Source organism: Kribbella steppae (assembly GCF_004342025.1).
Lineage (GTDB): Bacteria > Actinomycetota > Actinomycetes > Propionibacteriales > Kribbellaceae > Kribbella > Kribbella steppae.
This window is the reverse complement of sequence record NZ_SLWN01000022.1, coordinates 18,212-32,208: the sequence shown is the minus strand read 5'-3', so window position 1 is coordinate 32,208 and position 13,997 is coordinate 18,212. Positions and strand designations below refer to the sequence as shown.

The following is a 13,997-nucleotide window of genomic DNA, read 5'->3' as shown; positions in this document are numbered from 1 at the left end:
CTCAATGTTGCCTTTCGGCCGCCCCGGTTTCAAATCCGTGACTGAACAAACTTGAGTACACCTGACTCAACATGGCATATGGCCGGCTCATTCCCAACCCGACCCCCGGATTCCCAGGGCCCGCCCAGGGTCCTCCCCCGCCACATCCCGGGTGATCGACCCGCATTTTCACCGTACGGCGACCACCTCGGCGGACCGGAATCCGGACGCCCGTACCCCTGCCGCTGCAAAGGCTTTCCGTGGGATGGTGTCACCGTGAAGCTCCGCCCCATGACCTCCGCTGACGACGCCGCGGTTCTTGCCCTGAACACCGCCGCGGAAGGTCTGGTCGAGCCGCTCGGACCGGACCGGCTGGACTGGCTCCGACTGATCGCCGCGCACGCCGCCGTGGTCGACCTGGACGACGAGGTGGCGGGCTTCGTCCTCACCTTCGCGCCCGGCTCGGCCCATGACAGCCTCGACTTCCAATGGTTCGCCGGAACCTACGTCGACCGCTTCCTCCACCTGGACCGCATCGTGGTCGCCGAGCGGCACCGCCGCAAGGGCATCGCGACCGCGGTCTACCGCGCCGTCGAACGCTCCGCGAAACCCTTCGACCGTCTCGTCTGCGGCATCCGCTCCGATCCGCCCGACGTCGCCGGCCTCGCCTTCCACGCCGGCCGCGACTTCGTCGAGGTCGGCAAACTCCGCCGCCCCGACGGCACCACGACAGCCCTGTGCGCCAAGGAGCTCACCGACTAAATCGGGTGCGGGGCCGACGACTTCCCGTCACCCTTGAGCCATGACCAGACAGCTGCAGGAGCGACTGCGCAACGCCTTCGCCTGGCGGACGGACCGCGGAGCCTGAAGCAACTACGCCGACGTCACCGGATGGTGGCGCGACGCCGAGTTGCTGCGTGACCTGGGACCTGCGCTGGGCCGTCTGTACGACGTGACGCCGACAGTGGTGGTCGGTCCGGTGTCTCGCGGATCGATGCTCGGTGCATTGACGGCAGCGGCACTGGGAGTCGGGTTCGTCGAGATCCGGAAGAACAACGGTCAGGCGACCGACAGCGATCGGTGGGTACTGCGGACGACCGGGCCGGACTACCAGGATCGGCACGTCGTCTTCGGGTTTCGCCGTGACCTGATCAAGGCCGGTGATCGGGTCCTGATGGTCGACGACTGGGCGGATACCGGAGCGACCGCGTCGGTCGCCCGTGCCTTGGTGGAGGACTGTGGCGCCGAGTGGATCGGCGCGGCCTGCATCGTCGACGGCCTCGGCAACGCCCGGCTGCGCCACGACCTTCCGCTCCGCAGCCTCATCCACGTACGACGGCTCTAGAGTTGCGGACCGCCAGGCCATCACAATCGCCTCTCGTTCCCACCCGTCCCGGGGGACCTCAGGGCTGGACGCCGAATGTGATGGGCTGGCGGTCCGCCTGTGGGTAACCACGTCCCGCTTCGTCGCAAGTGAGCGACCATCGTGAGATGTCCGAGGTCATCGAGGTACTCCAACCGCGCGGAGGAACGGCAACCTTCGCCGAGCTGAGGTCCGCCGTCTCCGGCCGCGCCCTTCGCAAGGCGTTGACCGACGGCGCGATCCGCCGGATCGCGAAGGGCGTCTATGCGATGCCTCCGGCCGCCGATCCACTCGCTGCAGCCAGGGCCCAGGGAGGGATCGTGTCGCATCTGAGTGCCGCCGTCCTGCACGGATTCTCGGTGCTCGACCTGCCGGACAAGCCGCACATCACCGTGCCGCGCGGGCAGCACCGTCGGCTGAGTTCGGTGGATTGCGAACTGCACTGGGCCGACGACGTCCCCTCCGACGGGCGCCTGACAGGCAAGCTCCGAACTGTGCTGGACTGCGCGCGTACCTTGCCGTTCGCCGCGGGCCTCACCGTCGCGGACTCGGCGCTCCGGCTCGCCGCGTTCGATCGATCGCAACTGTTGATCGCGGCCGCCGAACTCGGCGGTCCCGGCTGCCGTCGAGCCCGCCGGGTGGCGGCGGCCGCGGACGCCCGGGCCGAGTCCGCGCTGGAATCTGCCCTGCGCGCCCTTCTGATCGAAGCCGGCATCGACGGTTTCGAAGCTCAGGTCGTGGTTCGGGACGGCGGCTTCTCAGCTCGGATCGACCTGGGGCACCCGGAATTGCTGATTGCCCTCGAGGCCGACAGCTTCGCTCATCACGGCACGCGCAGGGCGCTCACCCGAGACTGCCGCCGACACGTCAACCTCACGATTCGCGGCTGGCGACTGCTCCGGTTCTCCTGGGAGGACGTGATGTTCGACCCCGGCTGGGTGGTGGATGCGATCCGGCAGGCGATGGCCGGATCTCCAGGCCATCACAATCCACGCGAGACCGCCGTCGCGAGCCGTGGTCGGCGAGTGCTGCGGCAATTGTGATGGCCTGGGGGTCCGCCACCTCTAGACCGGCCGTCCACCCACGAAGGTTTGGGTGACGAGGGGTACGCCGGGGCGGTAGGCGAGGTGGATGTACGACGGTGCGTCGAGAACGGCCAGGTCGGCGCGTGCCCCAGGCACCAACCGGCCGATGTCGGTACGGCGAAGTGACGCGGCACCGCCTGCGGTCGCGGACCAGAGGGCCTCGGCCGGGGTCATGTGCATCTCGCGGACGGCCAGGGCGATGCACAGCGGCATGGACGAGGAGTAGCCGGAGCCTGGGTTGCAGTCGGTGGCGAGGGCAACGGTCACGCCGGCGTCGAGCAGGCGACGAGCATCCGGGTACGGCGAACGCGTCGAGAACTCGACCGCGGGAAGGAGGCCCGCGACCACGCCGGTCGAAGCGAGAGCGTCGACGTCGACGTCGGTGAGATAGGTGCAGTGATCGGCCGCCGCCGCGCCGACCGAGCAAGCCAACTGCACGCCCGGGCCTTCGCCGAGTTGATTGGCGTGCACCCTGGCCTGCAGGCCCTTGCCTTGACCGGCTGTCAGGATCGCCCTGGCCTGGTCCTCGTCGAAGGCGCCGCGTTCGACGAAGACGTCGACCCACTTGGCGTGCCGCGAGCTCGCCTCGAGCATCGGACCGGTCACGAGCGCCACGTAGCCGGCCGGGTCGTCGGCGAACTCCGCCGGTACGACGTGCGCCCCCAGATAAGTGGTCTCCTCGGTGAATTGACCCGCGATCTGCAGCGCCCGCGCCTCGTCCGCGACCGTCAGCCCGTACCCGGACTTGATCTCGACCGTCGTAGTGCCCTGACGGCGCATCTCGGTCACCAGCCGGGCCACGTTCGCGGTCAGCACCTCGTCCGTGGCCTGCCGGGTCGCCGCCACCGTGGTCCGGATCCCGCCCGCGGAGTACGGCGTACCGCTCATCCGGGCGGCGAACTCCTCGGCCCGGTCACCGGCGAACACCAGATGCGCATGCGAGTCGACGAACCCCGGGATCACCGCCCGTCCACCGAGATCCAGCGCGGAGTCCGCCGCCGGGGCGTCGCGACGGGAACCCACCCACGCGACCTTGCTGCCCTCGATCACCAGCGCCGCGTCCCGGATCTCGCCGAGCAGCTCGCTACGCGCCGGGTCGTTGGTCACCAGCGAACCGATGCCAGTCAGCAACAGCGAGGTCATTCGGTCACCGCCGCGATCGAGGCCGCCAGCTCAGCGGCCACGTCCAGCTTCATATGCTTGCCATCAGCAACCACTTGTCGCCCACCGGCGATCACATCGCTGACATCGGCGGCCGACGCCGCGAAGGCGATGGTTTCCACAGTTCCTCCGGTCCCCGCCGTACGCACGCTGTCCAGTCGGACGGCGACCAGATCCGCGCGGGCACCCACCGCGATCGCCCCGGCGTCGTCGAACCCGAGCGACCGGTGCCCGTCGATTGTCGCGGCCTTCAGCAGCTCGGCCGCGGACCAGTGGCCGCGTTCCTGGGAGGCGAGCCGCTCGTCCAGTTCCACCGCGCGCATCTCCTCGAAGAGGTCGATCACCGCGTGACTGTCCGACCCGAGCGTCAACGGCGATCCGGCATTGCGCAGCGCCGCCGATGGACCGATGCCGTCGGCCAGGTCCCGCTCGGTGGTCGGGCAGAAGCATGAGTACGTCGCCGAGCTTCCGAGCAGCCCCACATCGACGTTGGTCAGATGGGTCGCGTGGACGGCGCTCGTCCGCCCGCTGAGGAAGCCGGTCTCGTCGAGGACCTGGGCCGGCGTACGACCGTAGGCGTCCAGGCAAGCGGCGTTCTCGCCGACCTGCTCGGACAGATGGATGTGCAATGGTGCGTTCGGCAACGCCGATGCGACTGCGCCCAGCTGATCCTGGGGCACACCGCGAACAGAATGCGCCGCCGCACCGATCACGACATCGTCGGAGCCGGTCAGCAACGAGACCCTGGAGGCCCAGGTCGCGGCGTCGCCGTCGCTGAACCGTTCCTGCACCGAGTTCAGCGGCTGGTCGATCCCGCCGGCGACGTAACACGTGTCCAGCAAGGCGATCCGGATCCCCGCGTCCCGGGCCGCCGCGATCAACGCCGTACCCATCGCGTTCGGATCGTCGTAGCGGCGCCCGCCCGGTGCGTGATGCAGGTAGTGGAACTCGCCGACCGCGGTGATCCCGGCCAGCACCATCTCGCCGTACACGGCCCGCGCGAGCTGGTAATACGTCTCCGGGGTCAGCATCGAGGCGACGGCGTACATCTGCTCGCGCCAGGTCCAGAACGTGCCGCGCTCGGTCTGCGTACGGCCGCGCAAGGCTCGGTGGAAGGCGTGGCTGTGGCAGTTCGCCAGCCCGGGGAGCACGAGACCGTTCAGCCGGATCGCGTCACCCGGGTCCGCGTCGGCCTCGACCGCGGCGAACCGTCCGTCGGCGATCGTCACCAGCACCCGCTCGGCGATCCCGGTCGGCAGGAGCGCGCTCGAGCACCAGTACGACGTCACTTCGCAAGGTCCTTCAGTACGGCGGCCAACGCGTCCACGCCGGCCAGGCAGTCGTCCATCTCGGCGTACTCGGCCGGCGAGTGCGAGATACCGGTCGGGTTCCGGACGAACAGCATCGCGGTCGGGATGCCGGCCGCCGAGAACACGCCGGCGTCGTGCCCGGCTCCGGTCGGCAGCACCGGCGCACCATCCAGTACGTCGACCAACCGGTCCCGCAACCCGGCCGGGAAGTCGACCACCGGCGACACCGACTCTGGCACCACTTCGAGCGTCGTACCGTCACGTTCGGCGCGTTCCGTCGCTTGCTTGGTAATTGCTGCCAGCAACGACTCCAGCGTCGCGTCGTCGGCGGCGCGTGCGTCCAGCCAGGCGGTCACCTGTGACGGTACTGCGTTCGTGCCGTTGGGCTCGACCGACAGGCGGCCGAAGGTCGCGCGGGCGCCGGCCAGACGGGCCTGCTTGTTGGCGGCCAGTGCGGTCATCGCGTAGGTGAGCATCGGGTCGTGCCGGTCTTCCATCAACGTCGTGCCGGCGTGGTTGGCCTCGCCCCCGAACGTGAACCGGTACCGCCCGTGTGGCCAGATCGAGCTGGCCACACCGACCGGCGCGGTCAGCCCGCGGCCTTGCTCGACGTGCAACTCGACGAACGTCCCCATCCGCTCCAGCAACGGCGACGGCCCGACGCCCGCCGGATCCGTCCCCGCCGTCTCCAACGCCGCGGCGAGCGAAACTCCTGATCTGTCCTTCAACGCAAGGGCCCGCGAGGCCGGCAGCACCCCGGCCGCAACCCGAGACCCAAGACAAGGCATCCCGAACCGCGACCCTTCCTCCTCCACGAACGCCCCGACCCCGATCGGCACCGAAGGCTCAAACCCCTCAGCCCGCAACAGATCCACAGCCGCCAAAGCAGAAACCACGCCCAACGGCCCGTCAAACGCACCACCGTCAATGACCGAGTCCAGGTGGCTTCCAGTCACCACACCAGCTGCGTCTGACGGACCCCACCAAGCGACGAGGTTGCCGATGCCGTCTGATTCGACAGTGAGGTTGCGGGTGGCGCACTGGTCGAGGAACCAGTGCGTCGCCTCGCGCTCGGTCGGCGTCCAGCCGCCGCGGCGGTAACCCCCGGTGTCGGGGTCACGGCCGACGGCGGCCAGCGCCGCCCACATGTTCTCGAAGCTCAAGACAGCGGGTTCTTCGACAGCCAGTCCTTGGCGACCGCGTTCGCCGACTCCTTGCCGACGTCGATCCGCTTGACCATCTCGGTCAGCCCTTCCGTGGTCAGCTTGGCCGAGACCGCGTTCAGCGTCGACTCGACGTCAGCCGACTTGTGGTCGGTCCGGATCAACGGAACGATGGCGTTCGGCGGCAGGATGTTCTCCGGGTCCTCCAGCATGACCAGGTTGTTGTCCTTGATCAGCGCCTGGGTGGTGAAGAAGTTCGACACCTGGACCTGGTTGTCCAGCAGCGCCTTCAGGCTCAACGGGCCACCGGCGTCCAGAGTCTTGTACTCCTTGCCGAACTCGACGCCGTACTTCTCCTTCAGCCCCTTCAGGCCGGCATCCCGCACCTTGAACTCGGAGCTGCCGCCTGCAGCCATGTCCTTGGCGACCGGCTTCAGGTCGGCCAGCGACTTCAGGTTGTACTTGTCCGCGGTCGCCTTGGTCACCACGATGGTGTCCTCGTCGGCCGCCGGCGACTTCTCCAGCACCTCGAGCCCGGACGGCAGCGAGGCCTTCAACGCGTCGTACGTCGCCTGGTCCTCGGTCTCGGTGGCGTCGGTCTTGAAGTAGTGCAGCGCAGCGCCGGTGTACTCCGGCAGCAGGTGCACCGAGCCGTCCTTGATCGCGGCCATGTAGGTCTCGCGGTTGCCGATGTTCGGCTTCTGCGTGACCTCGACGCCCTTGGCGGCCAGCGCCTGACCGTAGATCTCCGCCAGCAGCTGGCTCTCGGAGAAGTCCGCCGAACCGACGGTGATGCTGGTGACCTTGTCCGGCGCGGGCGAGGAGCCCGCGTCGTTGTCGCCCAACTGATCGTCTCCACCCCCACAGCCGGCCAGGCCGAGCACCGCCACCCCGGCGATCGCAGTACGGATGAGTGTGGATCTCAACACGAGAGCCTCCAGTGTCTCGTCAGCCACCGGCCGTTGCCGGTGGATGTTTCGGTGGGGCGGTTCATCAGGTTCGTCTGATCCGGCAAGTTCATCAGGCCGGTCCGACAGTTCCGGTAGGTCAGTCGGCCCTGAGTCCGTCGGAGACGACGGCCCGGCCGATCACGGCGAATATCACGTCGAGCAGGATGGCGAGCAGGGCCACCAGCAGGGCGCCGGTGAACATCTGCGGGAAGTCGCGGAGTTTCAGTCCGTCGACCACGTAGCGGCCGAGGCCGCCGAGCGAGACGAGGGCGGCGATCGTCGCGGTCGAGACGATCTGCAGGGTCGCGCCGCGCAGACCGGAGATGATCAGCGGCATCGCGATCGGGATCTCCACCTTGGTCAGGATCTCCTGCCCAGTCATCCCCATCCCCCGGGCGGCGTCGATCGTGGCCGGATCGACACCGGACAGACCGGCGTACGTCGAGGCCAGGATCGGCGGGATACCGAGCGCGACCAGCGCGATCAGGACCGGCAGGAACCCGATCTGGTCGGTCAGCAGCACCGCGATCATCAGCAGACCGAGGCTCGGCAGCGCCCGGGCCGCGTTGCCCAGGTTGATCGCCAGGAACGCCCCGCGCCGGGTGTGGCCGATCCGCAACCCCACCGGCAGCGCGATCGCCGCGGAGAGCCCGAGTGCGGCGAACGTGTACCAGATGTGCTGGATGATCCTGGCCCAGATCCCTTCCGGGCCGGACCAGTTGAAGGGGTCGCTCAGGTATTCCCACATATCAGGTCACCTCCACCGGAGGAGCGGCGATCACGCGGGCCCACGGAGTGAGCACGCGCTGGAGACCGACCAGGGCCAGGTCGGCCAGCAGCGCCAGCAGCAGGGAGAGCACCACGCCCACCACGACCGGGGTGAGGAAGTCCTTCTGGAAGCCCAGGGTGAACAACTCGCCCAGGCCGCCGATCCCGATCACCGCGCCGACGCTCACCATCGAGATGTTCGCCACAGTGACGACGCGGAGACCGGCGAAGATCACCGGTACGGCGATCGGCAGGTCGATCGCGATCAGCCGGTGCATGGAGCCGTACCCGACCGCGACCGCCGACTGCCGGACCTCGACCGGCACGGAGCGCAGCCCGTCGATCACATTGCGGATCAGCAGCGAGACCGTATAGATGGTCAGCGCCACGATGATGTTGACCGGGGACAGCACCTTGGTGCCGAGGATCGCCGGCAGCACGATGAACAGCGCGATCGAGGGCAGTGAGTACAGCACACCGCCGAGGGCGATCAGCGGGTTCGCCAGCAACCCGAACCGGGTCGCCACGTAGCCCAGCGGCACCGCGATCAGCAGTCCGAGAATGACCGGGATGATCGCCAGGTAGATATGCTCGCGCAGCTGTTCCCAGATCAGGTCCAGGTTGTCGACTACCCAGGTCATGAGCGGAGCGCCTCCGCGACGATCGCCTGGTCGACCACCCCGACGGCCTTACCGTTGTCGTCGACGCAGATGCCCCAGCCGGTCGGAGAGGTCAGTACGGCGTCCAGCGCGGCACGCAGCGAATCACCCTGCTTGAAGACCGCGCCGAGGGGCAGCATCTCGTGGTCTGCGCGCCAGCCGACCGGCACACCGTCGTCGTCCAGCACAAGGTCCGGCGGCACCGGCTTGATCGGCAACTCGTCAGGGTGCACGAAGGTGAGCGCCCGATAGCCGCGGTCCTGTCCGACGAAACCGCGGACGAAGTCGTCGACCGGATTCGCCAGCAGCTCGGCCGGCGGTGCGAACTGGGCCAGCTTGCCGCCGACCCGCAGTACCGCGACGTTGTCGCCGAGTTTGATCGCTTCGTCGATGTCGTGGGTGACGAAGACGATGGTCTTGCCGATGTCGCGTTGCAGCCGGAGCAGCTCCTCCTGCAACTGGTGGCGGACGATCGGGTCGACGGCGCTGAACGGCTCGTCCATCAGCATGATCGCCGGGTCGGCCGCCAGGGCTCGCGCGACACCGACTCGTTGCTGCTGGCCACCGGACAGCTGGGCCGGATACCGCTCGGCCAGCTTGAGGTCGAGGCCGACCCGCTCGAGCAGCTCCATCGCGGTGGCGCGGGTCTTGCGCTTGTCCCAGCCGAGCAGCTTCGGCACCGTGGCGACGTTGTCCACCACCGTCTTGTGCGGGAACAGCCCGGCGTGCTGGATCACGTACCCGATCCCGCGCCGCAGTGCGACCGGATCCTTGCTGGTGACATCGTCACCGTCGATCGAGATCGTCCCACTGGTCCGCTCGATGGTGCGGTTGATCATCCGCAGCGAGGTGGTCTTACCGCAGCCCGACGGCCCGACGAACACGGTGATCTGACCACTCGGGATCTGCAGCGACAGCTTGTCGACGGCGACGGTGCCGTCCGGATACCGCTTGGTGACGTCCTCGAACTCGATCATGGCGCCCCTTCGCGCTCGTCGTCGATCGCCCGATCGACCCTAGCGGAACGAGAGACCGAAGCCACGTGATCCTGCGGTTTCCCATTCCCCGGAAAGTGGACCATAGCGGTACAGAATGCCACGGTCGCACTGCGTTATCACGGTGCCCGGCCCATCGCCCCGCACGGGTCAGGCTTCCTGCATCGGAACCCTGACCCCTCGTTCGGCGGCAACCTCTGCTGCCGTGTCGTAACCGGCGTCGACGTGCCGGATGACACCCATCGCCGGGTCGTTGCTGAGTACCCGTTCCAGCTTCTGCCGGGCCAACTCGGTGCCGTCGGCAACCGAAACCTGACCGGCGTGGATGGACCGGCCGATACCGACGCCGCCGCCGTGGTGGATCGACACCCAGGACGCGCCGCTGGCCACGTTCACCATGGCGTTCAGCAACGGCCAGTCCGCGATCGCGTCCGAGCCGTCCAGCATTCCTTCGGTCTCCCGGTACGGCGACGCGACGCTACCGGTGTCCAGGTGATCCCGCCCGATCACGATCGGAGCCTCGAGCTCGCCGGAGGCAACCATCTCGTTGAACCGGACGCCGGCCTTGTCCCGCTCGCCCTGACCGAGCCAGCAGATCCGGGCCGGCAGACCCTGGAACGCGACCCGCTCGCCGGCCAGCTTGATCCACCGGGTCAGGTGCTCGTTGTCCGGGAACAGGTCGAGAATGGCCTGGTCGGTCTTGGCGATATCGGCCGGGTTGCCGGACAGCGCCGCCCACCGGAACGGGCCCTTTCCCTCACAGAACAAGGGCCGGATGTACGCCGGCACGAACCCGGGGAACTCGAACGCCCGCCCGTAACCGGCCTTCCGGGCTTCGTCGCGGATCGAGTTGCCGTAGTCGAACACCTCGGCCCCCGCGTCCTGGAAGCCCACCATCGCGGCGACATGCCGGGCCATCGACGCCTGCGCGCGCTCGGTGAAGCCGGCCGGGTCCTTCTCGCGGGCTGTGGTCCAGTCGTCGAAGTCGATCCCCACCGGCAGGTACATCAGCGGGTCGTGCGCCGAGGTCTGGTCGGTGACAATGTCGATCGGAGCGCCGAGTTCCAGCACCTCCGGCACGATCACCGCGGCGTTGCCCAGGACGCCGATCGACAGCGGCCGACGGGCCTTCTTGGCCTCCTCGGCCAGCCGCAGCGCCTCGTCCAGCGAACCGGCGCGGACGTCGAGGTACCGGTGCTCGATCCGCCGGTCGATCCGGGAGGAGTCGACGTCGATGCAGATCGCCACGCCGTCGTTCATCGTCACGGCCAGCGGCTGCGCACCGCCCATGCCGCCGAGCCCGGCGGTCAGCGTGATGGTGCCTGCCAACGAGCCACCGAACTTCTTCTCCGCCACCGCACCGAACGTCTCGTACGTGCCCTGCAGGATCCCCTGGGTGCCGATATAGATCCACGAGCCGGCCGTCATCTGGCCGTACATCGTCAGCCCCATCGCTTCCAGCTTGCGGAACTCCTCCCAGGTGGCCCAGTCACCGACCAGGTTCGAGTTCGCGATCAGCACCCGCGGCGCCCACTCGTGCGTCTGCATCACACCGACCGGACGGCCGGACTGCACCAGCATCGTCTCGTCGTCCTTCAACGTGGTCAGCGTCCGAACCATCGCGTCGAACGAGTTCCAGTCCCGGGCGGCCTTACCGGACCCGCCGTACACGACCAGCTCGTCGGGGTGCTCGGCGACCTCGGGGTCGAGGTTGTTCTGCAGCATCCGCAGTGCGGCCTCCTGCTGCCAGCCGCGGGCGGTCAGGGTGGTACCGCGGGGTGCGCGCACGGGACGGGGTCCGGACATGGGTGATCCAGCCTTTCTACTCAGGACAGTGGGCCGGTGACTGCTTCGGCCACCGTCAAATAAGTGCCGTCGGCAACGAGCCGGACGGAGTGCTCGATCTCGGGGGCGAGGTGCCGGTCGGTGCCCGGCCCCTCGACGTGCTCCCGGAGGGCGTCCCGGACGGCGGCGGTGGCCGGCGCCGGGGCGAGCGGTGCGCGCAGGTCGAGCGCCCGCGCGGCGGTCAGGATCTCGACGGCGAGGACGCGCTGCAGCCCGTCGATCGCCTTGCGCAGCTTGCGTGCGGCCGACCAGCCCATCGAGACGTGGTCCTCCTGCATCGCACTGCTCGGGATGGAGTCCACACTGGCCGGTACGGCGAGCCGCTTCAGCTCGGACACGATCGCGGCCTGCGTGTACTGCGCGATCATGTGGCCGCTGTCCACCCCTGGATCGTCGGCCAGGAACGCGTTCAGCCCGTGGTTGCGGGCGACGTCCAGGAATCGGTCGGTACGACGTTCGCTGATGCTGGCCAGGTCGGCCACGGCGATCGCGAGGAAGTCGAGCACGTAACCCACCGGGGCACCGTGGAAGTTGCCGTTCGACTCGACCCGGCCATCGGGGAGCACGACCGGGTTGTCGATCGCGGCGGCGAGCTCGCGGTCCGCAACCGTGGCAGCGTGCGCCGCGGTGTCCCGGACGGCACCGTGCACCTGCGGCGAACAGCGCAGGGAGTAGGCGTCCTGGACCCGGTTGCACTCGGGACCGCGGTGGCTCGCGACGATCGCACTGTCGGCGAGGATCGCGCGCAGGTTGGCGGCGGCGGATCGCTGACCCGGATGCGGCCGCAGGGCCTGCAGGTCGTCGGCGAACACCCGATCGGTGCCGAGTTGACCCTCTACGCTCATCGCGGCGGCGAGGTCGGCGGTCTTCACCAGCCGATCGAGGTCGGCGAGGGCCAGCACCAGCATGCCGAGCATGCCGTCGGTGCCGTTGATCAGCGCGAGACCCTCCTTCTCCGCCAGCACGATCGGCGTCAGGCCGTGTGCCCGCAGCGCCTCGCCGGCGTCGAGAAGGTTGCCTTCGGCATCTCGAACCGGTCCTTCGCCCATCACCGCGAGAGCGACGTGGGACAGCGGCGCGAGATCACCGGAACAGCCGAGGCTGCCGTACTCGTGCACGACCGGAGCCAGACCGGCGTTGAGGAGACCGGCGTACGCCTGGGCCGTGTCGACCTTCACCCCGGTGCGGCCGGTCGCGAGCGTCGACAACCGGAGTAAGGCGAGGGCTCGGACGACCTCGGTCTCGACCTCGGGACCGGAGCCGGCCGCGTGCGATCGGACCAGACTGCGCTGCAACTGGGCGCGCAGTTCCGGTGCGATGTGCCGGGTCGCGAGCGCGCCGAAGCCGGTCGAGACGCCGTAGTGCGGGGTCTCCGCGTGGGCGAGTGCCTCGATCGCGGCCCGCGACTTCCCGATCTCCTCGAGCGCCTGGTCGTCGATCCGGACCCGGGCCCCGTGCCGTGCCACCGCGACGACCTCGGCCGCGCTCAGCGGCCCGACGCCGACGATCACCTCGTTCTCATCCACGCGTTCATTCCACCGCGCGGCACCGGGAACCGACAGCAGCGCCATGCACTTTCTGTCTCGCATCTGAGACATGTGATGGACCGCCCGGCGCATAGAGTTCAGGAATGGTGTTCGAGATCCGGACGGCGGGGCCGGAGGATGCGGTGGGGATCGCCGGGGTCTGGGCCGCCGCGATGCCGCACCTGGTGAAGACGGCACGCGGAATCGAGGGCGAACTCCGCAACAGTAGGCGCCGGGTGGTGCTGATCGCGGTCGACGGTTCCGACGTGGTCGGCTACGGGAACGTGTTCCTGCCCGACCCCGGTGCTGAAGCCCCACGGGTGCGGATCTCCGTGCAGGTGCCGCCCGAGTTCCGCAACCGCGGTATCGGCAGCCGGCTGGCCGACGCGATCTGCACGGAAGCCGAGAAGGCGGGTGCGGCCGGCCTGCTGGTGGTGGTCGAGGACACCGAGGCGGCCAAGGAGTTCGCGATCCGGCGCGGGTTCACGATCGGTCGCCGGATGAGCCACTCGCGCGCTGACCTGAGCGCCGTACCCGAGCCTGTGCCCGCACCCGACGGGTTGCGGGTGACCGACCTCGACCACGTGGAACCGGAGCAGCTGTGGCGTGCGGTCGTGGCCGTCGCCGAGGGCGATCCGAGTGGTCTGTCGTTCGCACCGCCGTACGACGAATGGCTGGCCACCGACTGGGGTCACCCGGACCTGCGCCGCGACCTCAGTATCGCGGTGCTCGACGGTGACACGGTGGTCTCGTTCGTCATCACCACGGCCGATCCGGAGCGGCGGGTGATCTGGTCCAACCTGACGGGCACGATCCCGGCGCAGCGCGGCCGCGGGCTGGCGAAGGTGGTGAAGTCGGCGGCTCTCGCACGCGCCCGGGACGCGGGATTCGCCCAGGCATATACCGGCAACGACGCGGAAAACGCGCCGATGCTGGCAGTGAATACGTGGCTCGGCTACACGGTGTCGTCGGCTGCCTGGACCGCGGAGAAGGCCCTCTGATGCGTTTGTTTCTCGTGCTCACGTTCTTCGGCGTGCTCTCCCTCGGGGTCGGCATCCTGACGGCGGGTGACGACCAGGACGTCGACTGGCTGATCGCCGGTGGGCTGTTCGGGCTGGCGCTGGCCGGCGAGGGTGCCCGCCAGTGGTTGCGCCGCGACCGCGCCAAGTCCCGCGAATCGACCGGATTCTGAA

The 13,997-nt window shown here is 68.8% G+C and carries 14 protein-coding genes; 5 read left to right on the top strand and 9 right to left on the bottom strand.

What is annotated here, in order from left to right; all coding sequences use genetic code 11:
- Window positions 1–270 precede the first annotated feature (270 nt).
- From EV652_RS40800 to EV652_RS40790, 3 genes are all read left to right on the top strand, one after another.
- Entirely contained in the window at window positions 271–741 is a 471-nt protein-coding gene (locus tag EV652_RS40800; RefSeq protein ID WP_132215837.1) for a GNAT family N-acetyltransferase, read from the top strand.
- A gap of 148 nt (window positions 742–889) precedes the next feature.
- Window positions 890–1,324, top strand: coding sequence for a phosphoribosyltransferase family protein (locus EV652_RS40795; protein ID WP_242002312.1), 435 nt, complete (start codon window positions 890–892; stop codon window positions 1,322–1,324).
- Between the two features lie 146 nt (window positions 1,325–1,470).
- Window positions 1,471–2,385, top strand: coding sequence for a type IV toxin-antitoxin system AbiEi family antitoxin domain-containing protein (locus tag EV652_RS40790; protein WP_132215834.1), 915 nt, complete (start codon window positions 1,471–1,473; stop codon window positions 2,383–2,385).
- Between the two features lie 21 nt (window positions 2,386–2,406).
- Here the strand turns inward: EV652_RS40790 and hutI are convergent, their stop codons facing one another.
- The 9 genes from hutI to hutH form a co-directional block, all read right to left on the bottom strand.
- A complete protein-coding gene (gene hutI / locus EV652_RS40785) occupies window positions 2,407–3,570 on the bottom strand; it encodes an imidazolonepropionase (RefSeq protein WP_132215831.1) in 1,164 nt (387 codons plus the stop codon).
- On the bottom strand, window positions 3,567–4,877 hold the full coding sequence (locus EV652_RS40780) for a formimidoylglutamate deiminase (RefSeq protein ID WP_132215828.1): 1,311 nt from the start codon (window positions 4,875–4,877) through the stop codon (window positions 3,567–3,569). Before EV652_RS40780 ends, hutI begins: the two co-directional genes overlap by 4 nt.
- Window positions 4,874–6,061 (bottom strand): allantoate amidohydrolase, encoded by a 1,188-nt coding sequence (locus EV652_RS40775; protein WP_439649125.1) that lies wholly within the window; start codon window positions 6,059–6,061, stop codon window positions 4,874–4,876. Before EV652_RS40775 ends, EV652_RS40780 begins: the two co-directional genes overlap by 4 nt.
- Window positions 6,058–6,990, bottom strand: coding sequence for an ABC transporter substrate-binding protein (locus tag EV652_RS40770; protein ID WP_132215825.1), 933 nt, complete (start codon window positions 6,988–6,990; stop codon window positions 6,058–6,060). The genes EV652_RS40775 and EV652_RS40770 overlap by 4 nt, the downstream gene beginning before the upstream one ends.
- A 118-nt stretch (window positions 6,991–7,108) precedes the next feature.
- Window positions 7,109–7,759 (bottom strand): ABC transporter permease, encoded by a 651-nt coding sequence (locus tag EV652_RS40765; protein WP_132215822.1) that lies wholly within the window; start codon window positions 7,757–7,759, stop codon window positions 7,109–7,111.
- A gap of 1 nt (window position 7,760) precedes the next feature.
- Complete coding sequence (locus tag EV652_RS40760) at window positions 7,761–8,420, bottom strand: ABC transporter permease (RefSeq protein ID WP_132215819.1); 660 nt, start codon at window positions 8,418–8,420, stop codon at window positions 7,761–7,763.
- Window positions 8,417–9,415 carry an ABC transporter ATP-binding protein gene (locus tag EV652_RS40755; protein ID WP_132215816.1) on the bottom strand — a complete coding sequence of 333 codons (999 nt, stop codon included), beginning with the start codon at window positions 9,413–9,415 and terminating at the stop codon, window positions 8,417–8,419. Before EV652_RS40755 ends, EV652_RS40760 begins: the two co-directional genes overlap by 4 nt.
- 168 nt (window positions 9,416–9,583) lie before the next feature.
- Window positions 9,584–11,239, bottom strand: coding sequence for a urocanate hydratase (hutU, locus tag EV652_RS40750; protein WP_132215813.1), 1,656 nt, complete (start codon window positions 11,237–11,239; stop codon window positions 9,584–9,586).
- 20 nt (window positions 11,240–11,259) lie between these two features.
- Entirely contained in the window at window positions 11,260–12,849 is a 1,590-nt protein-coding gene (gene hutH, locus EV652_RS40745) for a histidine ammonia-lyase (protein WP_132216050.1), read from the bottom strand.
- Between the two features lie 59 nt (window positions 12,850–12,908).
- Here hutH and EV652_RS40740 point away from each other — a divergent pair, with 59 nt between their 5' ends.
- Window positions 12,909–13,805 carry a GNAT family N-acetyltransferase gene (locus EV652_RS40740; protein ID WP_242002311.1) on the top strand — a complete coding sequence of 299 codons (897 nt, stop codon included), beginning with the start codon at window positions 12,909–12,911 and terminating at the stop codon, window positions 13,803–13,805.
- Entirely contained in the window at window positions 13,805–13,996 is a 192-nt protein-coding gene (locus EV652_RS40735) for a hypothetical protein (protein WP_132215810.1), read from the top strand. The genes EV652_RS40740 and EV652_RS40735 overlap by 1 nt, the downstream gene beginning before the upstream one ends.
- Window position 13,997 lies beyond the last annotated feature (1 nt).

What these genes read in the sequence shown, in the direction of transcription:
- EV652_RS40800 (WP_132215837.1), top strand. Translation starts at nt 271, where the DNA reads ATGACCTCCGCTGACGACGCCGCGGTTCTTGCCCTGAACACCGCCGCG.
- EV652_RS40790 (WP_132215834.1), top strand. Translation starts at nt 1,471, where the DNA reads ATGTCCGAGGTCATCGAGGTACTCCAACCGCGCGGAGGAACGGCAACC.
- hutI (WP_132215831.1), bottom strand. Translation starts at nt 3,570, where the DNA reads ATGACCTCGCTGTTGCTGACTGGCATCGGTTCGCTGGTGACCAACGAC.
- EV652_RS40765 (WP_132215822.1), bottom strand. Translation starts at nt 7,759, where the DNA reads ATGTGGGAATACCTGAGCGACCCCTTCAACTGGTCCGGCCCGGAAGGG.
- EV652_RS40760 (WP_132215819.1), bottom strand. Translation starts at nt 8,420, where the DNA reads ATGACCTGGGTAGTCGACAACCTGGACCTGATCTGGGAACAGCTGCGC.
- EV652_RS40755 (WP_132215816.1), bottom strand. Translation starts at nt 9,415, where the DNA reads ATGATCGAGTTCGAGGACGTCACCAAGCGGTATCCGGACGGCACCGTC.
- hutU (WP_132215813.1), bottom strand. Translation starts at nt 11,239, where the DNA reads ATGTCCGGACCCCGTCCCGTGCGCGCACCCCGCGGTACCACCCTGACC.
- hutH (WP_132216050.1), bottom strand. Translation starts at nt 12,849, where the DNA reads ATGGCGCTGCTGTCGGTTCCCGGTGCCGCGCGGTGGAATGAACGCGTG.
- EV652_RS40740 (WP_242002311.1), top strand. Translation starts at nt 12,909, where the DNA reads ATGGTGTTCGAGATCCGGACGGCGGGGCCGGAGGATGCGGTGGGGATC.
- EV652_RS40735 (WP_132215810.1), top strand. Translation starts at nt 13,805, where the DNA reads ATGCGTTTGTTTCTCGTGCTCACGTTCTTCGGCGTGCTCTCCCTCGGG.